The organism is Georgenia sp. M64 (assembly GCF_038049925.1).
GTDB lineage: Bacteria > Actinomycetota > Actinomycetes > Actinomycetales > Actinomycetaceae > Georgenia.
Genome location: NZ_CP145809.1, coordinates 3,919,398 through 3,939,189 on the forward strand (window position 1 = coordinate 3,919,398; position 19,792 = coordinate 3,939,189).

Here is a 19,792-nt window from a genome sequence, read left to right on the forward strand (position 1 = left end):
CACCGGAAGGACCCCTCGTTGCTGCAGACGATCTCCCTCGTGGTCGTGGTGCTCGCCACGGTGGCCGGTGTGGCGGTCTTCGCCCGCGGCGCCGCGGTGATCGTGCGTCAGGTCCGGGTCGGACGGCCCGCTCCCGGGCGGCTGTCCCCCGCCGGGCGGCGGGCGCGGACCCTCGTGCGCGAGGTGCTCGGGCACGGCCACTTCCGCCAGCGCCCCGCCGTCCGGGCGGCGCACTGGCTGGTGATGGTGTCCTTCCCGCTGCTGTTCCTCACCCTCGTCACCGGCTACGGCCAGGTGGTGGACCCCGCGTTCGCCCTGCCGCTGCTGGGCCACCTCCCGCCGTGGGAGTGGCTGGTCGAGGCCTTCGCGTGGCTCGGTCTGGCCGGGATCCTGCTGCTGGTGGGCGTACGCCTGCGCCGCCGCCCGCGCGCGGGAGAGCCCCTGCCCGAGCGCCGGCGCTCGAGGTTCTTCGGCTCGACGCGGTGGCAGGCCTACTTCGTCGAGGCGGTCATCGCCGTCGTCATCGTGTGCGTCCTGGCCCTGCGGGTGCTCGAGTACGCCTACTACGCCGGCGAGCCGGGACTTGCCCACCTCGCGACCCCCCTGCACTTCCCCCTCACCGCGTGGCTGGGGGAGCCGCTGGTCGGGGCGGGCCAGGCGGCTCTGGCCGACGCCATCACCGTCGTCTCGGCGGTGAAGATCGTCGTCTCCATGAGCTGGATGGTGGTCATCGGGCTGCAACCGTCCATGGGGGTGGCGTGGCACCGGTTCCTCGCCGTCGTCAACGTCTACGCCCGGCGCGAGCCCGACGGCGGTCCCGCCCTGGGACCGGCGCAGCCCCTGCTCGTGGGCGGCGCGCCGCTCGACGTCACCGCCCTGGACGACCTGCCGGAGGACGTCACGCTCGGTGTGGGGCACGTCGAGGAGTTCACCTGGAAGGGCCTGCTCGACTTCTCCACCTGCACCGAGTGCGGCCGCTGCCAGGACCAGTGCCCGGCCTGGAACACCGGCAAGCCGCTGTCCCCGAAGCTGTTCACCCTCGCCCTGCGCGACCACGCGACCGCCGCCGCCCCGTTCCTCCGCGCCGCGGCCACGGCACGTCCTGCCACGCCGGACGCCGCACCGACCGCGGCCTCCCCCGAGGAGATCGGTGCGGCGGCGCTCGCCGGCCGCGACGGCTTCCGGCCGCACTCCGGTGACGTCCTCGGCGCCCTCACCGAGGCGGGCGCGACCGGTCCGGGTGGCGTCTCCCCCGTCCCGTCCGACCTCGTCCCGGACGTCATCGACCCGGACGTGCTGTGGGCGTGCACCACCTGCGGGGCCTGCGTGCACCAGTGCCCCGTGGACATCGAGCACGTCGACCACATCCTCGACCTGCGGCGTCACGAGGTCCTCATGGCATCCGCCTTCCCGGCCGAGCTCGGCGGCATGTTCCGCAAGCTCGAGTCGAAGGGCAACCCGTGGGGGCTCGCGCCGCGCAAGCGTCTCGAGTGGGCCAAGGGCCTACCGTTCGACGTCCCGGTCGTCGGCGCCGACGTCGAGAGCGCCGCCGAGGTGGACTACCTCTTCTGGGTCGGGTGCGCGGGCGCCTTCGAGGACCGGGCTCGCCGCACCACCCGGGCGGTCGCCGAGCTCCTGCACACGGCGGGGGTCAGCTTCGCCGTGCTGGGCGACGGCGAGACCTGCACCGGCGACCCCGCCCGGCGCTCGGGCAACGAGCTGCTGTTCCAGATGCTCGCCGCGCAGAACGTCGAGACCCTGGAGGAGGCCGGCGCCAGGCGCATCGTGGTGACCTGCGCGCACTGCTTCAACACCCTGGCCCGGGAGTACCCGCAGCTCGGCGGCCGCTACGAGGTGGTCCACCACACCCAGCTCCTCGACCGGCTCGTGCGCGAGGGCCGGCTGACCCCGGTCCCACCGGCCGCGGGTGAGGCGAGCCGGACGGTGACCTACCACGACCCCTGCTACCTCGGCCGGCACAACCAGGTCTACGCGCCGCCACGCGAGCTCCTCGGCGCGGTCCCCGGCCTGTCGCTGACCGAGATGCCGCGCTCGGGCGAGACGGCCATGTGCTGCGGTGGCGGCGGCGGACGGGTGTGGATGGAGGAGACGGTCGGCACGCGCATCTCCTCCGCGCGCGCGGGTGAGGCGGCGGCGACCGGCGCCACGGCGGTGGCGACCGCCTGCCCCTTCTGCACGACGATGCTCTCCGACGGTGCCGCCGCCAACGGCGACGACGTCGAGGTCCTCGACGTCGCCCAGCTGCTGCTCGCGGCGGTCCGCAGGGGCGACCCCGCCCCCGCCGACTGACGGGCCGCACCGAGCCGAGCTCCGGCCGAGCCACGGGGACAGCCGGCCTACGGGCACAGCCGAGCCCACGGGCACAGCCGAGCCACCCACAGCCCAACCACCCGCGCAGCCGCATCGCGAGCGCGACCTCGCTGACACATCACATATCGCGCCACAACCGTTTCACCCTTGTTCACTTGGTCTTCTCTTTACTCACCTCCGCTAGACGTCCACGGAGTTCAACCCCGTTCCACCACGCATCCAGGCGCGGGATTTCGTTGCAATGCTGCCGTTCCTGGCTTCACACGCGACGATCTACGTCCTTGCGCGCTGTCGCTTCACAGACGTTTCAGCGTGCGCGATCGGAGGAACCGTCCAAGCATGGGAAGCAACGTCGCTGAAACCGAAGACGACGACCGTTGAAGGGACTGACCATGACGGACCAGTACGGCCGCCCCACGGAACCGCGCGACCCCCTCGGCAGCACCGGGATGCCCCCGGCGTACCCGCCGGCGCCGGCGGTCCCCGCGGCCACGACCACCTACGGCGAGACCACCTACGACGCTGACGAGCCGGGCCGGAAGGACGCCGCCAAGCAGGAGGCGGCCGACGTCGCGCACCACGCCGGTCAGAGCGCCGGCCAGGTGAAGGACGTCGCCGCCGAGAAGACCCGCGAGACCGCGGACCAGGCCAGGGCCACAGCCCAGGAGACGGCCGGCCAGGCCAAGGAGACCGCGCAGCAGACGGTCGCCGTCGCCAAGGACCAGGCCCGCCAGCTCTGGGACCAGAGCCGCGGAGAGCTCAGCCAGCAGGCTTCCGGGCAGCAGACGCGGCTGGCGAGCGGGCTGCGCTCCTTCTCCGGTGAGCTCACCGCCCTCGCCGACGGCAACGCCCAGAGCGGGCTCGCCGCCGACCTCGCCCGCCAGGCCGGGGACTACCTCGAGAAGGCGGGACGCTGGTTCGAGGACCGCGAGCCCGAGGAGGTCCTCGCGGACGTCCAGTCGTACGCCCGTCGCCACCCGGGGACCTTCGTCGCGATCGCGGCGGGCCTCGGCCTGGTCGCCGGCCGCTTCGCACGCGGCCTCAAGGACGCCGGGAACGAGCCCGACACCGGCGCCCGTCACGTCGTGACCCCGCGCACCACGGAGATCGACCCGCTCACCGGGGCCCGGGTCACCACCGACCCGTACACCTCCGAGACCACGACCGTCCCGGCCACCACCGCGGGGACGACCACGGAGTTCCCCGCGCACGGCACCCCGACGTCGGGGTCCACCACCTCCACCTACGGGACGCCGAGCTACGGCTCGGGCGACCCGCTGGGGAGTGACGTCCGATGAGCACCGTCCCCGGACCCACGTCCGCCGTCCCCGCGAGCGACCCGGCGAACGCCTCCGTGGGCGAGATCATCGGCCGGGTGAGCGAGGACCTGTCCACGCTCATCCGCCAGGAGATGGCGCTCGCCAAGGCAGAGGCCGCGGAGTCGGCCAAGAAGGCCGGGAAGGGCGCCGGCCTGTTCGGCGGCGCCGGAGTCGCCGGGCACTTCGTCCTGCTGTTCCTCTCCCTGGCCCTCTGGTGGGGCCTGGGGGCACTGATCGGTGACGGCGGCGCCGAGCCCGCCCTGGGCTGGTCCGGCCTGATCGTCGCCGTCCTCTGGGGGATCGTCGCCGCGGTCCTCGCCCTCCAGGGCAAGAAGAACGTCAAGCAGGTCGAGGGACTCCCCCAGACGACCGACACGGTGAAGAAGATCCCGACCGCCCTCAAGGGACAGGAGCGATGATGACCAGCAACGACCCCGACCAGATCCGCGCCGATATCGAGCGGACCCGCGCCGACCTCTCGCAGAACGTCGACGCGCTCGGCGACAAGATGAGCCCCGGCCAGATCGCGCACCGCCAGGGCGAGAAGGTCAAGGACGCCGTGACCGGCGTCAAGGAGAAGGTCTTCGGCGCCGCCGACGACGCCTCCACCTCCGTCGGCGACCGGGCGAGCGGCCTGTCCGACAGCGCCCACCACGTCGCCGGCTCCGCCAAGGCTGCCCCCGGGCAGGTCAAGGCGAAGGCGGAGGGCAACCCCCTCGCCGCCGGTGTCATCGCCTTCGGCGTGGGGCTGCTGGCCTCCTCGCTCATCCCCTCGACCCGCAAGGAGCGCGAGCTCGCCACGCAGGCCAAGGAGAGCGACGCGGTCCAGGGCGTCACCGAGGGGGCGAAGGGCCTGGCCAAGGAGATGGGCGAGAACCTCCGTGAGCCCGCCAAGGAGGCGGCCGAGCAGGTCAAGGGCACGGCCACCGAGGGCGCCCAGCAGGTGAAGGCGACCGCGACCGAGGGGGCCCAGGACGTCAAGGCCACCGCGACCGAGGGCGCACAGGAGGTCAAGGGTGAGGCAGCCCACCAGAAGGATGCCGTCACCGGTCACGCGCAGGACTCCGCGGGCACCGTCCGCGGGTACTGACCCGCACGATCTGACCACGAAGGGGTCCCGGCCGTCGGCCGGGGCCCCTTCGGCGTGCCGGGGGTCATCACCCGTCCGGCGCTCGCCCAGTCAGCAGGTCCCGGGTCGAGCCCGTGGCGACGAGCGCACTGACTCGACCCGCGAGGTCCTCGCTGAGCGCTGCAGCCGCCAGGTCAGTCCCGGCCGAGGTCCCCTGGTTCGACGAGGAAGCCGTCGTCGTCGCTGATCTCGCCGCCGGTGAGGGCGTGCAACGCCAGGACGGTGCGCTCGATGAGGGCCCCGGCCCGGGCCCTCGCTCGCCGCTGGGCCAGCGATGGCCGGGCCGCGAACGCCTGCTCGGGGTGGTGCGGACGCCACCGGACCTCGTAGGCGACGACGCCGTCGTGCGCCCAGGGCGTCCCGCGCAGGACCACCGGCGCCTGCTGGAGGCCGCCCACCGCCACCTCGACGAGGTCCCCCTCGCCGAGGTGCGCGACGATCGCGTACCCCTCGAGCACCTGCAGACGTGCGAGCTCGTCGGGGATGTCGTCGAGGAGGGAGTGGACCTCCGGCAAGGTCTGCGTGAGGACCTGCAGGCACACGTCGTGATCGAGCCAGACCGGTGCCAGCACGGTGAGGTCGACCGCGGCGTCGGCGTCGGGCACGACCACCGCGCCCGAGCCCGCCAGCCGCACCGCCCCTCCGAGACGCCGGGCGAAGGCGCGCAGGTGACCCAGCGCCTCGGACTCGACCCCGTGCGGGACACCCTCCGGGAACGCGTCGAGCACCGGGTCGATCCCCCGCAGCTCGGGCGGCAGCGGTCCGCCGCGCTGGACCGGGCAGAGCAGGAGGTAGGCCTGCTCGGCCCAGGCGGGCAGGTCGAAGCCGCCGCGGAGGGCGCGGTCCAGGCCCCAGGGACCGGTGAGCTGGACGCCGGCCTGGACGCGCAGCTGCGACGGCCCCGCCCAGCCGGCGTCCTCGTCGCGGGAGACGGCGAGCGCCTCGAGGTCGTCGGCGGTCACCTCCGCGGGCAGCACGAGGAGGTGGTGGGGGTCGGCGAGGCCGCGGTCGAGGACGGGACGGGCCGCTTCGTCGGCCATCGGCTCAGCGCACCGGTGTGCGGTGGAAGTTCACGTGCGAGCGTGAGGCCGTCGGACCCCGCTGGCCCTGGTACCGCGACCCGGTGGCGCCGGAGCCGTACGGGCGCTCTGCGGCCGAGGAGAGCTGGAAGAAGCAGAGCTGGCCGATCTTCATCCCCGGCCAGAGCATGATCGGCATGGTCGCCGTGTTCGACAGCTCCAGCGTCACGTGCCCGGTGAAGCCGGGGTCGATGAACCCGGCCGTGGAGTGGGTGAGCAGGCCCAGGCGTCCGAGGGAGGACTTGCCCTCGAGGCGGGCCGCGATGTCGTCCGGCAGGGTCACCCGCTCGTAGGTGGCGCCGAGGACGAACTCGCCGGGGTGGAGCACGAGCGGGTCGTCCGGGCCGACGTCGACGAGGCGGGTGAGGTCCGGCTGGTCCTGCGCCGGGTCGATGACCGGGTACCGGTGGTTGTCGAAGAGGCGGAAGTACTTGTCCAGACGCACGTCGATGCTGGCCGGCTGGATCATCTCGACGTCGTAGGGCTCGAGCGTCACCCGTCCGGCGTCGAGCTGGGTCCGGATGTCACGGTCGGAGAGCAGCACGCGTGCGATTGTGCCACCCGGCAGCGCCCGGCCGGCCGGCCGGGCGCGGGACACACCGCGGCCCGGGAGCCGGTTCGTCCCGGACGCCCGAGGTTGGGTATAGTGGCGGCGCGCTCAGGCGCACGCGGGTGTAGTTCAGTGGCAGAACTTCAGCTTCCCAAGCTGATAGCGCGGGTTCGATTCCCGTCACCCGCTCCGAACGCCGGCCAGGTCGTCTCTGTCCAGGGGCCACCGCACAGCTCCCCGGCGCGCCGCACGGGGGCTACGGTGCCGTGATGAGTAGCGAACGTACCGGCCTGCTCGCCCACCTCGACGCTGAACGTGGTCATGTGCTGGCTGCCGTCGAAGGGCTCGGCGAGCACGACCTGACGCGGCCGGTCGCGCCGTCCGGGTGGTCGATCGCTCAGCTGCTCAACCACCTCACGTACGACGTCGAGATCTTCTGGGCCGGCGCGATCGTCGGCGGTGACCCGGAGTGCATCGGCCTGGTCCAGGACGGCTGGAAGGCTCGGGTCACCACCGGCGCGGCAGCGGCGGAGCAGTACCGGCGCTGGCGGCGCCGCAGCGACGGCGTGCTCGGCGCGGTGGACCTCGACGCCTCCCCGCTCTGGTGGCCTCCGGAGGACGTCTTCCCGTTCCCGCCCCTCGCCGACGCACGCGGCTGCGTGCTCAGGCTCCTGCTGGAGACGGCTACCCACGCAGGCCACCTCGACATCGTCCGGGAGCAGATCGACGGTCGCCAGCACCTCGTGGTCGGGTAGGCGGGAGTCTTCACCGTCCCGGTGGCTCCAGACCGGGGTCTCGTGGCCGGCAAGGCCCGCGGAGCCAGGGCTGTGGGAGGGTTTCTCCCGGCGTGCCCGACCTCGCTCGACGGCCGCCCACCCACCGCCCTCGGCCGACGGAGCCCGCCCATGACCCGACACGTCATCCGCCTGGACACCCCCGCACCCTCCTTCATCGACAGCTTCCTGCTCGGCGACGGACGCCTGGGTGCCGCCCTGCGGGGCCTGCCGGGCACCGAGGAGATGAACCTCAACCTCGACACCCTCTGGTCCGGGGGGCCGGGCGAGCACGGGGTCGGACCGGAGGACGCCGGCGCCCGGACGCGCGACGGCGACGGCGACGGGCCACCGGCGGACGTCGAGGCGCCGGGCGCCGCCCTGCTCACCGAGATCCGGGCCGCTGTCGCGGGCGGCGACCTGGCCCGCGCGGAAGAGCTCGCCCGCCGGAACCAGTCGGGCCGGTGGACGCAGGCGTACCAGCCGGTCGGCCGCCTCCGGTGGACCTACGCCACCGGCGCAGACGGGTCGGCCTACGCCCGCGAGCTCGACCTGCGCGACGGCGTCGCCCGCACCATGCACGACGGCGTCACGGTCGAGACGTTCGTCTCCGCGCCGGCGGGGGTGCTCGTCTCGCGGGCGACCGGTCCGGTCACCGGGGCCGGGGCCGTCGCGGGCACCGCGGGGTCCGAGGCAGCCGTCGCGGTCGTCCTGGACACGCCGCACCCCGTGCGGACGACCACCACGACGGACGAGGCCGGCCGGGCCTGGACGGTGGTCACCGGGCGTGCGCCCGTCACGTGCCTGCCCGACTACGTCGATCACGACGAGCCCGTCACCTACGCCGACGACCAGCCCGACGCCGACGGGTCGGTCGCCGCCGGGATGGGCTTCGCGGTCGTCGCGGTCACCGAGACCGTGCCGGGCGGTCTGCGCCTCGTGGTCGCCGGAGCCACCGGCTTCCGCGGGTGGGACCGCAGGCCCGGAGCAGACGTGGAGAGCCTCGCCCAGGCCGCCCGGGACCGTGTCGGGGGAGCCCTCGCGCGGCGCACCGAGGACCTCCTCGCCGAGCACGTCGCGGACCGCCGTCGTCTCGTCGACCGCGTCGACCTCGACCTCTCCGCGTCGGGCGACGACGCAGCCGCGCACGAGCGCGCCTTCGACCTCGGGCGCCATCTCCTCGTGTCCAGCTCCCGGCCGGGCACCCAGGCCGCGAACCTCCAGGGCATCTGGAACGCCGACGCCCGGCCCGCGTGGAGCGGGAACTACACGACCAACATCAACCTCGAGATGGCCTACTGGCCCGCGGAGCTGCTCGACCTCGCGGAGCTGCACACGCCGTTGCTCGACCTCGTCCGGGACCTCGCCGTCGCCGGGACGGGCACGGCCCGCCGCTACTACGGCGCCCGCGGCGCCGCGGTCCACCACAACACCGACCTCTGGCGGTTCACCGAGCCCGTCGACGGCGAACCCCAGTGGGCGGCGTGGCCGTCCGCGCTGTGGTGGCTCGCCCGCCACCTCGTCGAGCACGTGGACTTCGCCGGCTCGGGCGCCGAGCGCACCGCGAGGACCGTCGGTGCCGTGGCCGTGCTGCGAGCCGGTGCCGCGTTCGCGCTCGACATGCTCGTCGACGACGGGAGGGGCGCCCTGGTGGTCAGCCCCTCCACCTCACCAGAGCACCGGTTCGTCCTCGACGGTGGCGCCCAGGTGGCCGTGGGTGCCGGCGCGGCGATGGACCAGGAGCTCGTCCGCGAGGTGCTCACGTCCTACCTCGCCCTGGCCGAGGACGACCCCGGCGAGGCCGCGCTCGCCGCCGAGGCGCGGTCGGCCCTCCCGCGACTGCGCGAGGTCCAGGTAGGGCGCGCCGGGGACCTGCTCGAGTGGGCCGACGAACGGCGCCCGGCCGAGCCCGGCCACCGGCACGTCTCGCAGCTGTACGGGGCGTTCCCGGGCAGCCGGATCACCGCCACCCGGGAGCCGGCCCTGCTCGAGGCCGTCCGGAGGGCCCTGGCGCTCCGCCTGGCGAACGGCAGCGGGTACACAGGATGGAGCCAGGCGTGGATCCTCTGCCTGGCCGCGCGCCTGCGCGACACCGCGCTCGCGGAGCACTCGATCGACGTCCTCCTCCGGACGCTCACCTCGGCCTCCGGCCTCGACCTCCACCCGCACGAGGACTGGCCCGATGGGCAGGTCTTCCAGATCGACGGCAACCTCGGCGTCGTCGCCGGGATGGTCGAGCTCCTCGTGCAGAGCCACGACGGCGCCGTCAGCCTGCTCCCGGCCCTGCCCGACCGCTGGCCCACCGGCCGGCTCACCGGCGTGCGGGCCCGGGGCGGGCACCAGGTCGACGTGCGGTGGAGCGGCGGCCGGCTCGACGCGGCGACCGTTACCGCGGGCGACGGGCCCCTGGTCCTGGAGGTGCCCGAGCGCCGTGGGCCGGCGGTGGTCGTCTCCGAGGGCGCCGTCGTGCCGACCACCGCCGTGGTCCCGGCGGCCCCCGGATGCTCCCGGCTGACCTTCCCCGCGCAGCCGGGCGCCGTCTACTCACTCACGTTCGCGTCCCGGTAGTCCCCCGATGTGGGGATCGAACGTCTCTTCCACCCCGACCACCGACGCCCTACCGTGGAGGTGAGAGATCGGGTGCGCGGTACGGCCACCTGAGGGCGTGCCGGCCACCCCCTTCAGAGGTGTGTCATGGGCCGCTCCCCCGCAGGCCTACGCAGGGCCCTGGCGACGGCGACGCTCGCGCTGGCCCTCGGCCCGGCGCTGGCCCTGCCGGGCGGCCCGGCTGAGCTGACGGCACCCGCCGTCGGCGTGGTGGAGGAGGTCGAGGACCCGACCACTCCCACCGAAGACCCCAGCACCGCACCGCCCACGGAGGACCCGACTACGGCGCCACCGCCGGCCGAGCCGACCACCCCGGCCGAGAACCCGACCACGGCACCGCCGCCCGCGGACCCCACCGCTCCGCCCGTGGACCCGGCCGCACCCGTCGAGCCCACCCCTTCGCCAGAGCCCGCGCCGGAGCCCGAGCCGGAGCCCGAGCCCACCGTCACGGCCACCCCGGAGGAGCCGGTCGCGGCACTGGCCGACCTTCCCGACTCGCCGGACCCGTTCGGGCAGATCGACTCCGTCACCGTCGGCGCCGAGCGGGTCAGCGCCACCGGCTGGGCGATCGACGCCGACACCACCGGCCCGATCATCGTCCAGATGTACGTCGACTACGCCGCGAACACCGCGACCTGGGCCGACGACCCCCGCCCCGACGTCGCCGTCGTCTATCCCACCGCGGGCCCGAACCACGGCTACACGCTCACCATGGCGACGCCTGCCGGCAGCCACACCATCTGCGTCTACGCGGTCAACACCGGCCCCGGCACGAGCACCTCCCTGGGGTGCCGGCAGGTGAGCGTCCCCGGCCACGACCCCTTCGGCACGATCGACGCGGTCCGCGTCGGCCCCGAGCAGGTCAGCGCCACCGGGTGGGCCATCGACGCCGACACCACCGGCCCGATCATCGTCCAGATGTACGTCGACTACGCCGCTAACACCGCGACCTGGGCCGACGACCCCCGCCCCGACGTCGCCCGCGTCTACCCCTGGGCCGGGCCGAACCACGGCTGGACCATGACGATGGCCGTGGCGCCGGGCACCCACACGGTGTGCGTGTTCGCCGTCGACACCGGCCCCGGCGAGAGCCGGTCCCTGGGCTGCCGGAAGGTCACGGTCCCCGGTCATGACCCCTTCGGCCAGATCGACTCCGTCGTCGTCGGCGCCGACCGGGTCACGCTCTCGGGCTGGGCGATCGACGCCGACACGACCGGCCCGATCATCGTCCAGATGTACGTCGACTACGCCGCGAACACCGCGACCTGGGCCGACGACCCCCGCCCGGACGTCGCCCGGGTCTACCCGTGGGCCGGGCCGAACCACGGCTGGACGCTGTCCATGCCGGTCGCGACGGGCACCCACACCGTGTGCGTCTACGCGGTCGACACCGGCCCCGGCGAGAGCCGGTCGCTGGGCTGCCGGGTGGTCCGCCTCGCGCCCGACTGCGACGTGCTGCGGTGCATCGCACTGACCTTCGACGACGGCCCGGGCGCCTCCACCAACCGGCTCCTCGACATCCTCACCGGCGCCGGCGTCCGGGCCACCTTCTTCCTGGTCGGCAGCCGGATCGACAGCTACGCCACCGTGGTGCGCCGGATGGCCTCGACCGGGATGGAGGTCGCGAACCACTCGTGGAGCCACCCGGACCTCACCACGCTCACGGCCTCGGCGATCAGCTCCCAGCTGTCGACGACGTCGACGAAGATCACGTCCGTCACGGGCCGGCGCCCGACCCTGATGCGACCGCCCTACGGAGCGCGCAACGCCACGACCGACTCGATCTCCGGCCAGCTCGGCATGGCGGTCATCCTCTGGAGCATCGACACCCTCGACTGGCGGTACCTCGACTCGGCGCGGCTGCGCTCGGTCGTCGCGGCGAACGCCACGCCGGGGGCCATCGTGCTCATGCACGACATCCACGCGACCACCGTCGACGCCGTCCCCGGGATCATCTCCGACCTGCGCAGCCGCGGGTACACCCTCGTCACCGTCTCCGAACTCATCGGCAGCCCGGCCCCCGGGGTGGTGTACTCCCGGCAGCCGTGAGGCTCAGGCGCAGGTCGCGCAGGCCACCGGTGCGCCCCACGTCACCCGACGGCCGCGCACGGCCGCGACGCGGCCGAGGACGGCCGCCGCCCAGGGGGCCGGTCGCCGCCGAGGCGCACCGCGGCCCGGCCGGGCGCCGGCGACCCGGCCCGCGTCCACGTGCCGGCGCGAGCCCGCGGCGACCGCCTCGATCTCGTGCAGACGGTGCAGGGTGGTCCAGTCCATCAGTCCTCCTCGGTCCGGCGCGGCTTGCGGGCCCGCACCATCGCGGCGTGCATGCCCGGCGCCGCCTCGTGGGTGAAGGTGACCGCGACGTCGGTGAAGCCCGCCGCGGCCAGTCCCTCGGTGTACTCGGTCCGCGAGAGCGCACCGGCGATGCACCCGACGTGGCTGCCCCGCTCGGCCCGCTCGGCGGAGGTGAGGTGGTCCTCGGCGACGACGTCGCTGATCCCCACCCGCCCGCCGGGGGCGAGCACCCGGAACATCTCGGCGAGCACGGCCGGCTTGTCGGCGGAGAGGTTGACCACGCAGTTCGAGACGACGACGTCGACGGCGCCGTCGGGCAGCGGCACCTGCTCGATGGTCCCCTGGAGGAACTCCACGTTCGTGGCCCCCGCCCTGGCGGCGTTCGCCCGGGCGAGGCCCAGCATCTCCTCGGTCATGTCGACGCCGTAGGCGAAGCCCGTCGGCCCCACCCGGCGCGCCGAGAGGAGGACGTCGATCCCGCCGCCGGAGCCGAGGTCGAGCACCCGCTCCCCCGGGTGGAGGTCGGCGACAGCGACGGGGTTCCCGCAGCCGAGCGACGCGAGGGACGCCTCCACGGGGAGCAGCTCGAGCTCGGCCCGCGGGTAGAGCACCGCACCGAAGGCGGGGTCGTCCTCGACGGGCGCGCCGCACCCGCCGGAGCCGCAGCATCCGCCCGTGGCGCCGTCGTCCGGCCCGCAGCACCCGGCCCGGCCGACCGAGACGGCCGCCGCGGCGTAGTGCGCCCGGACCTGCTCGCGGAGCTCCTCCGCACCGGTGGACCCCTGCTGTCCCATGACGATCCTTCCATTGATAGATCTCGATGGGCTGACTCTGGCACTGCTATCGACTGTTGTCAATATCGACCCGCGTCGATGCTCGTTGTAGGCTGGGGTGTCATGAGCACCCCCGACGCCACGCCCTGCTGCGCGCCCCTGACCCGGGAGACGATCAGCGCCGACGACGCGGCCACGCTCGCCGTCCGGCTCAAGGCGATCGCCGAGCCCACGCGCCTGCGGCTGCTGTCCCTCATCGCCGCCGGCGACGGCGGGGAGATGTGCGTCTGCGACCTCACCGAGCCGGTGGGCCTGAGCCAGCCCACGGTGTCCCATCACCTCAAGGTCCTGGTGGACGCGGGGGTCCTCACCCGGGAGAAGCGGGGGGTCAACATGTTCTACACGGTCGTCCCCTCGGCGCTGGACTCCCTGGCGGTGGTCCTGAGCACGTCCGCCGCGCCCGTCAACGCCTGACCAGCTCCTCGCCCGTCAACGCCTGACCAGCTCCTCGCCCTCGGCGCCCGGGGCGGCGGCGCGCCGCCGACGGGCGAGCCGGCGCCAGAACCAGCCCGAGGGCACCTCGCGGCCGTGGACGACGTACTCGCGGGTGGCCTCGTCGACGGCGATGTTCTCCAGGTCCTGACGCGCCCCCGCCCGTCCGGCCATCAGCAGCGAGTCGCCCGGAGCGAGGACGAAGTCGTCGTCCGGCGTGCAGACGTCCTGCGCCCCGCGCACCACCATCAGCGCCACCGCGCCGAGCGGGTGGTCGCGGTCGCGGGGGTCCCGCAGGAGGTCGCCCAGGTGCGCCTCACCGCTGCTCAGCCAGGACAGCAGCGACGGCGCGGCGGCGAGGTCGTGCTGCCAGATCGTCAGGTCCCGGCGCCCGCCGCGCGCGGCCAGCCGGGCGAGGAGCCGTTCCGCCCAGGCGTCGCCGCGCGCGGGGATCTGCTGGAGGAACCGCAGCAGCACGTCGCTGCCGAGGTGGGCGAGCACCTCGTGCGCGGTGACCTCGGGCGGGACGAGCACGAGGTCGATCGCGGCGGCGTCGAACAGCGCCTCGTCGGGCCGGCGGTTCTGCCGCGCGACGACGAAGACCCCCGGGTGGGCGCGACGCGCGGCCGCGACCAGGGCGAGGTTGGCGACGTCGTCGTCGTTCGCGGCGATGACGCCGGCGGCCGTCGCGACGTCGGCCGCCGCCATCATCTCGGCCTCCGTGCCGTCGACGACCACGACGTCCGGGTCCGGGCTCGTCGTCGTCCCGGCGTCGACGACCGTGACCTCGACCCCGCTCGCGCGCAGGTCCGCGGTCACCTCCTGCCCGAACCGCCCGTACCCGCAGACCACCCACCGTCCCGGCCGCAGCGGCGCCCGGCGCGGCGGCATGGGCTCGCCCGGCAGGGACGTCAGCCACTGGCGCAGCTGGTAGGACGCCGGGGCCTGGACCGCGAGACGGAGGTGGTCCCCGAAGGCGTCGAACGGGTTGATGACCGTCGCACCGAAGGCGCGCATGCGCTCGGCGGAGCGGGCGGTGAAGGCCCGGGCCACCACCGGCACCCCCGGGCGCAGGATGCTCGCGGCCATCGTCACCGCCAGGTTCGCCTCGTCGTCGTCGGTGAGCGCGAGGACCCCGACGCAGCGGGTGTGACCGAGCCCGGCCGCGAGGAGGTTCCCGGGGTCGGCCGGGTCTGCCGCGAGGCCCGGGACGTCGGAGTGGTAGGCGTCCCGGTCGAGGTCGGCGATGCGTTCGCTCGAGGTGTCCAGGACGACGAAACGCCTGCCCAGGACGTCGAGGGAGTCCCCGAGGAGCTGGCCGGTCTGGCCGTGCCCGGCGACGAGGAGGAACGGCTCGCCCATCCGCCGGACCTTGCGCACGAACCGCTGGGTGGTCAGCGCGTGGCGGAAGTCGCGGTCCTGGAGCAGGCCGAACAGGGTGCCGAGGGCGTACGCCCAGCCCACGACGGACAGGTAGATCACGACCGTCACCCAGGCCCGTTGCGCCTCGGTGAACGGGTGGGGGATCTCGCCGAAGCCGATCGTCGTGGCGGTGTAGCTCATGACGTAGAAGGCGTCGAGCAGACCCATCCGGTACGGCTCGCCGGCGTCGTCGAGGCCCGGGATGACCATGAGCCCGAGGACGCTCACCGCGAAGATCGTGATGAGCACGATGAGCGGGGCCCGCATGCGGCGCAGGACGAGGAAGACCGTCGCGCTGGCCTGCGCGGCGGTGGGCATCTGCTGCTCCTGCGGCGCCGGCCCGGCCGGGACGATCTCCCGGCCGAAGAGGCGGTACCAGAAGAGCAGGAGCGGGTTGCCCACGGCGTGCCTCAGCGGCGGTGGAACGAGACGGTCTCGACGAGGAGCAGCGTGATCGAGACGAGGTTCGCCAGGAGCGCACCCCCCGAGAGGGAGACGACCGAGGAGATGGCCTCGACGCTCAGCGGGCCGTCGGTCACCGAGGAGGCGTAGGCCCAGACGGCGGCCGCCGCGATGAGCTGGAGGTCGGCCACGAGGCTGGTGGCGAGGTGGACGGCCCCGATCTGCGTGCGGTCACCGAACTTCAGCACCGTGGCGACGAGGTTGACCACCACCGCCGCGAAGAGCTCGTACACGTTGTGGAGCGCGGGGTCGTCGATGGGGCCGATGAAGAACCCGAAGTTCAGCGTGGCCGCGAGGACGACGAAGAACCCGAAGATGACCTTCTCGAGGTTCATCGGCCGCTCCGTCCGTCAGCGACGCCGTCGTGGGACAGCGTAGCGACGCCGGTGGTGGCGGCACCGGGGAACGGGGGCCCGGCGGGTCAGACGGCGTCGGTGGCGACGCCGTCCTCGGGGACGCCGTCGGCGGCGGCGGCGTCGGCGACGCCGTCGGCAGCGGCGGGGGCCCCCTCCGCGGTGCCGTCGCCGGTCTCCGGCCCGCCGGTGGCGCCGGGGAAGCCCGGGTCGTGGTCGAGGACCTCGACGACGTCGCCCATGGCGGTGACCTCGAGCAGGAACACGACGACGTCGGGCGGCTGGATGAGCCGGGGCCGTGCGGACGAGCGGTAGGCGAGCCGGCTGAACGCGGCGAGCGCCGAGGAGTCCATGAAGGTGAGGTTCCGCATGTCGACGTCGACCGGCAGGTCCAGCGCCAGCACCGACCGCACCGCCTCGCGCAGCTCGCGGTTGTGACTGATGTCGAGCTCGCCGGCCAGCACCAGCCTCGTCCGGGTGGGGGACGTGAGCACCGCTACGGAACCTCGGTCACCGACCGGCAGGGTTTCGGGCATGGTCACCTCTCGCGGGGTCCCGGCCCGTCCGGACCGGAGGTCATCAGTCATACACCGTAAACCCGGACCTGACCAGCGTCGAACCGGACAGGCTCACCAGCCCGAGAGCAGCCGCACCGGCGCCAGCGCCCACCAGCTCGCGCCGGCGAGGACGACGACGAAGCCCAGCACCCACAGCGCGGCGGGCACGCGGGTGAGCCGGGCGAGGACGGCGGGGTCGGAGCCGCGCCCGGGCCGGCGGAGGAGCGCACCGACGTGCCGCCATGCCCCGAGCAGCAGGAACAGGCCCAGGCCCGCGAGCGCCTGCGCCCGCAGCAGCGGCTCGCCCCACCACCACAGCGCCGCGGTCGCGAGCACCAGCGCGACCACGACGGCGGAGGTGTAGAGCGACCTCACCCGTACGAGTGCGGCGAGGAGCACCGCCGTCGTCGCCCCGAGGACGGGTCCGGCCCAGCCGGCCGTGGCGAGGTGGAGGGCGACCGCGCCCACGACGGCGGGCGCCGGGTACCCGGCCCACGTCGACATGACGAGACCGGCGCCGCGGGCCGGCCCGACCGTCACCGCGTGCCCGGACATGTCCGCGCGCAGCACGAGGCCGGTGAACCGCCGGCCGACGGCGACGCCGACCAGGCCGTGCCCGAGCTCGTGGACGACCGTGACGAGCACCCGGGTGGCTCGCCACAGCGGGGGCACGACGAGGGCAGCGACGACGACCGCGAGGACGACGAGCCCGGTCGTCGCCCCGTCCGGGGCGGGTGCGACCGGCTGGAGCCGTGCCCACGCCTGCTCCCACCACGACTCCACCGGCCCATCCTCCCCCGAGGGGCACCGGCCCGGGCGCCACCGCCCCGCACGGCAGGGGCGCCGGCGGCTCCCGGGAGGCGAAGCCGCCGCCGCCGCGATACACACAGGGGGTGACCACCTACGGATTCCACGCCTCGCACGAGCAGATCTCCCCCAGCCGGCTCCTCGCGGACGTCCGCACCGCCGAGCAGGCCGGGTTCGACATGGCGATGTCCTCGGACCACTTCTCCCCGTGGAGCGAGCGCCAGGGCCACTCGGGCTTCACGCTGTCGTGGCTGGGCGCGGCCCTGGCGACCACGTCGCTGCGGATCGGCTCGGTCAACGCCCCCGGGCAGCGCTACCACCCGGCGATCGTCGCGCAGGCCACGGCGACCCTGGGCGAGATGTTCCCCGGGCGGTACTGGGTGGCGCTCGGCTCCGGGCAGGCGATGAACGAGCACGTCACCGGTGACCCCTGGCCCACGAAGGACGTGCGTCAGCGCCGCCTCGAGGAGTGCGTCGACGTCATCAGGCGCCTGCACGCCGGCCACGAGGTCACCCACGACGGGCTCGTCACGGTCGACCGGGCCCGGCTCTACGACCTCCCCTCGACCCCCGTGCCCCTGCTCGCGACCGCGATCACGCCGCCGACGGCCGCCCGGGCGGCGACGTGGGCGGACGGGATGATCACCATCAACCAGCCCCACGACAAGCTCCGCGCCGTCGTCGGCGCCTACCGCGACGGCGGCGGCAAGGGCCCCCTCGCGCTGCAGGTCCACCTCTCCTGGGCCCCGGACAAGGCGGAGGCGGAGGCCATCGCCCACGACCAGTGGCGCTCGAACGTCTTCGACGCACCGCTGAGCCTGGACCTGCCCACCGCGGAGCACTTCGACGTCGCCAGCCGCGACGTCACCGTGGACACCGTTCGCGGGGCGGTACGGATCTCCGCGGACCCCGCCCAGCACGTGGGGTGGATCCACGAGTACACCGAGCTCGGCTTCGACGAGATCTACCTGCACTTCGTGGGCCAGGACCAGGCGCGCTGGCTCGACGTCGCCGGGTCCACGGTCCTGCCGGCCCTCAAGGAGGCCTGAGACATGCGCATCACCGACACCTCCGACCTCTGGTACAAGAACGCGGTCATCTACTGCCTCGACGTGGAGACGTTCTTCGACTCCGACGGCGACGGCGTGGGCGACCTCGAGGGGCTCGCGCAGCGGGTGGACTACCTCGCCGAGATCGGCGTGACCTGCCTGTGGCTCATGCCCTTCTACCCCTCCCCCAACCTCGACGACGGCTACGACGTCGCCGACTTCTTCGGCGTGGAGACCCGCTTCGGCGACCACGGCGACCTCGTCGAGCTCATCCGCACCGCGAAGGACCGCGGGATGCGGGTGATCGCCGACCTGCTCGTCAACCACACCTCCGACCAGCACCCGTGGTTCGTCGAGTCCCGCAAGAGCAAGGACAACCCCTACCGGGACTTCTACGTCTGGCGCTCGGACCCGCCGCCGGACACCAGCGCCGAGGTCGTCTTCCCCGACCAGGAGGACTCGATCTGGGAGAAGGACAAGGCGACGGGCGAGTGGTACCTCCACCACTTCTACAAGCACCAGCCCGACCTCAACATCGCCAACCCGATCGTCCAGGACGCCATCGCCAAGGTCATGGGCTTCTGGCTCGAGCTCGGCCTGGACGGCTTCCGCGTGGACGCGGTGCCCTTCTTCCTCAACGACCTGGGCATGTCCGACCGGGACAAGAAGGACTTCTCCGAGCCCCACGAGTACCTCCGGTCGCTGCGCCAGTTCCTCCAGCGCCGCAGCGGCGACGGCATCCTCCTGGGCGAGGTCAACGTGCCGTTCAAGGACCAGGTGGAGTTCTTCGGCGGCACGGACGGCGACGAGCTGACGATGATGTTCGACTTCGTCGGCATGCAGGCGATCTACCTCTCCCTCGCCCGCCACGACGCCAGGCCGCTGGCCAAGGCGCTGACGGACCGGCCGGTGGACAAGATCTCCCCGGACTCGCAGTACGCCAACTTCCTGCGCAACCACGACGAGCTCACCCTGGACAAGCTCAGCGAGACCGAGCGCCAGGAGGTCTTCGCGGCCTTCGGGCCCGAGCCCGAGATGCAGCTCTACGGCCGGGGCCTCAAGCGACGGGTGCCACCGATGCTGGGCGGGGACCCGCGCCGGATCAAGATGGCCTACTCCCTGCTCTTCGCCCTGCCCGGCACCCCGGTGCTCTTCTACGGTGAGGAGATCGGGATGGGCGAGAACCTCGACCGGCCCGGCCGCCTCGCGGTGCGCACGCCGATGCAGTGGGCCAACGACCCCACCGGCGGGTTCTCGACCGCGGACCCGGAGGACCTCATCGCCCCGGTGGTGAGCGGTTCGTACGGACCCGAGCACGTCAACGTCGCCGACGCCCGGCGCGACCCGGAGTCGCTCCTCACCCACGTCAGCGCCATGGCACGGCGCTACCGCGAGTGCCCCGAGCTCGGCTGGGGGACCTACGAGGTCCTCGACCAGCCCCACACGTCGGTGCTCGCGCACCGCACGTCGTGGGACACCGCGTCCATGGTCCTGCTGCACAACTTCGGCCCTGACGCCCTCACCGTGCCGCTCACCCTCGACGAGGAGCCCGGCACCGAGCTCGTCGACCTGCTGCAGGAGGGCGTGTGCACCGCCGGCGAGGACGGCCGTCTCGAGCTGGCGCTGGACGGGTACGGCTACCGGTGGCTGCGCGTGCAGCACCCCGGCGAGCGGCGCCTGGTCTAGGTCGGCCCCGCCCGACCGCAGCCCGTGCCCACCTGGGGGAGACCCACCTAGGGGTGATCCCCCACCACGGGTGGAGGGATCTCATCCTCGCGGGCGATGCGGGTTCCG

General features: G+C 73.7%; 18 protein-coding genes and 1 tRNA gene. 11 read left to right on the forward strand and 8 right to left on the reverse strand.

Features of this window, described 5'->3' with window-relative positions:
- Positions 1 to 18: 18 nt before the first annotated feature.
- The 4 genes from AAEM63_RS17425 to AAEM63_RS17440 all read left to right on the forward strand — a co-directional run bounded on the left by AAEM63_RS17425 (position 19) and on the right by AAEM63_RS17440 (position 4,740).
- Entirely contained in the window at positions 19 to 2,310 is a 2,292-nt protein-coding gene (locus AAEM63_RS17425) for a (Fe-S)-binding protein (protein WP_341359477.1), read from the forward strand.
- Between the two features lie 413 nt (positions 2,311 to 2,723).
- A complete protein-coding gene (locus tag AAEM63_RS17430; protein WP_341359478.1) occupies positions 2,724 to 3,629 on the forward strand; it encodes a hypothetical protein in 906 nt (301 codons plus the stop codon).
- A complete protein-coding gene (locus AAEM63_RS17435; RefSeq protein ID WP_341359479.1) occupies positions 3,626 to 4,069 on the forward strand; it encodes a phage holin family protein in 444 nt (147 codons plus the stop codon). Before AAEM63_RS17430 ends, AAEM63_RS17435 begins: the two co-directional genes overlap by 4 nt.
- Positions 4,069 to 4,740, forward strand: a complete 672-nt coding sequence (locus AAEM63_RS17440; protein WP_341359480.1) for a DUF3618 domain-containing protein — start codon at positions 4,069 to 4,071, stop codon at positions 4,738 to 4,740. Before AAEM63_RS17435 ends, AAEM63_RS17440 begins: the two co-directional genes overlap by 1 nt.
- 173 nt (positions 4,741 to 4,913) lie before the next feature.
- Here the strand turns inward: AAEM63_RS17440 and AAEM63_RS17445 are convergent, their stop codons facing one another.
- Both AAEM63_RS17445 and dcd read right to left on the reverse strand, forming a co-directional pair.
- The gene (locus AAEM63_RS17445; protein WP_341359481.1) at positions 4,914 to 5,819 is read right to left on the reverse strand and encodes a hypothetical protein; all 906 of its coding nucleotides are present in this window, start codon (positions 5,817 to 5,819) and stop codon (positions 4,914 to 4,916) included.
- A 4-nt stretch (positions 5,820 to 5,823) separates the two neighbouring features.
- Positions 5,824 to 6,402 carry a dCTP deaminase gene (gene dcd, locus AAEM63_RS17450; RefSeq protein WP_123915310.1) on the reverse strand — a complete coding sequence of 193 codons (579 nt, stop codon included), beginning with the start codon at positions 6,400 to 6,402 and terminating at the stop codon, positions 5,824 to 5,826.
- A 124-nt stretch (positions 6,403 to 6,526) separates the two neighbouring features.
- Here dcd and AAEM63_RS17455 point away from each other — a divergent pair.
- The 4 genes from AAEM63_RS17455 (at position 6,527) to AAEM63_RS17470 (ending at position 11,837) form a co-directional block, all read left to right on the forward strand.
- Positions 6,527 to 6,597: transfer RNA gene (locus AAEM63_RS17455), tRNA-Gly, on the forward strand.
- 80 nt (positions 6,598 to 6,677) lie between these two features.
- Positions 6,678 to 7,163 (forward strand): DUF664 domain-containing protein, encoded by a 486-nt coding sequence (locus AAEM63_RS17460; protein WP_341359482.1) that lies wholly within the window; start codon positions 6,678 to 6,680, stop codon positions 7,161 to 7,163.
- 150 nt (positions 7,164 to 7,313) lie between these two features.
- On the forward strand, positions 7,314 to 9,749 hold the full coding sequence (locus AAEM63_RS17465) for a glycoside hydrolase N-terminal domain-containing protein (RefSeq protein ID WP_341359483.1): 2,436 nt from the start codon (positions 7,314 to 7,316) through the stop codon (positions 9,747 to 9,749).
- Between the two features lie 126 nt (positions 9,750 to 9,875).
- Positions 9,876 to 11,837 (forward strand): polysaccharide deacetylase family protein, encoded by a 1,962-nt coding sequence (locus AAEM63_RS17470; RefSeq protein WP_341359484.1) that lies wholly within the window; start codon positions 9,876 to 9,878, stop codon positions 11,835 to 11,837.
- Between the two features lie 3 nt (positions 11,838 to 11,840).
- Here AAEM63_RS17470 and AAEM63_RS17475 read toward each other — a convergent pair whose 3' ends face one another.
- Positions 11,841 to 12,062, reverse strand: coding sequence for a hypothetical protein (locus AAEM63_RS17475; RefSeq protein WP_341359485.1), 222 nt, complete (start codon positions 12,060 to 12,062; stop codon positions 11,841 to 11,843).
- Complete coding sequence (arsM, locus tag AAEM63_RS17480) at positions 12,062 to 12,877, reverse strand: arsenite methyltransferase (protein WP_341359486.1); 816 nt, start codon at positions 12,875 to 12,877, stop codon at positions 12,062 to 12,064. Before arsM ends, AAEM63_RS17475 begins: the two co-directional genes overlap by 1 nt.
- Before the next feature lie 102 nt (positions 12,878 to 12,979).
- Between arsM and AAEM63_RS17485 the strand changes: the two genes are divergently transcribed.
- The gene (locus AAEM63_RS17485) at positions 12,980 to 13,330 is read left to right on the forward strand and encodes a metalloregulator ArsR/SmtB family transcription factor (protein WP_341359487.1); all 351 of its coding nucleotides are present in this window, start codon (positions 12,980 to 12,982) and stop codon (positions 13,328 to 13,330) included.
- A gap of 15 nt (positions 13,331 to 13,345) precedes the next feature.
- Here the strand turns inward: AAEM63_RS17485 and AAEM63_RS17490 are convergent, their stop codons facing one another.
- From AAEM63_RS17490 to AAEM63_RS17505, 4 genes are all read right to left on the reverse strand, one after another.
- On the reverse strand, positions 13,346 to 15,172 hold the full coding sequence (locus AAEM63_RS17490; RefSeq protein WP_341359488.1) for an NAD-binding protein: 1,827 nt from the start codon (positions 15,170 to 15,172) through the stop codon (positions 13,346 to 13,348).
- 8 nt (positions 15,173 to 15,180) lie between these two features.
- The gene (locus tag AAEM63_RS17495) at positions 15,181 to 15,567 is read right to left on the reverse strand and encodes a DUF6394 family protein (RefSeq protein WP_123915328.1); all 387 of its coding nucleotides are present in this window, start codon (positions 15,565 to 15,567) and stop codon (positions 15,181 to 15,183) included.
- Between the two features lie 86 nt (positions 15,568 to 15,653).
- Positions 15,654 to 16,121, reverse strand: a complete 468-nt coding sequence (locus AAEM63_RS17500; protein WP_341359489.1) for an STAS domain-containing protein — start codon at positions 16,119 to 16,121, stop codon at positions 15,654 to 15,656.
- A gap of 93 nt (positions 16,122 to 16,214) precedes the next feature.
- A complete protein-coding gene (locus tag AAEM63_RS17505; RefSeq protein WP_341359490.1) occupies positions 16,215 to 16,925 on the reverse strand; it encodes a M50 family metallopeptidase in 711 nt (236 codons plus the stop codon).
- Positions 16,926 to 17,035: 110 nt separating this feature from the next.
- On the opposite strand from AAEM63_RS17505, the gene AAEM63_RS17510 reads away from it, so the two are divergent.
- Together AAEM63_RS17510 and AAEM63_RS17515 are read left to right on the forward strand one after the other, a co-directional pair.
- On the forward strand, positions 17,036 to 17,998 hold the full coding sequence (locus tag AAEM63_RS17510) for a TIGR03885 family FMN-dependent LLM class oxidoreductase (RefSeq protein WP_341359491.1): 963 nt from the start codon (positions 17,036 to 17,038) through the stop codon (positions 17,996 to 17,998).
- 3 nt (positions 17,999 to 18,001) lie between these two features.
- Entirely contained in the window at positions 18,002 to 19,684 is a 1,683-nt protein-coding gene (locus tag AAEM63_RS17515) for an alpha-amylase family protein (protein WP_341359492.1), read from the forward strand.
- The last annotated feature ends 108 nt before the right edge of the window (positions 19,685 to 19,792 follow it).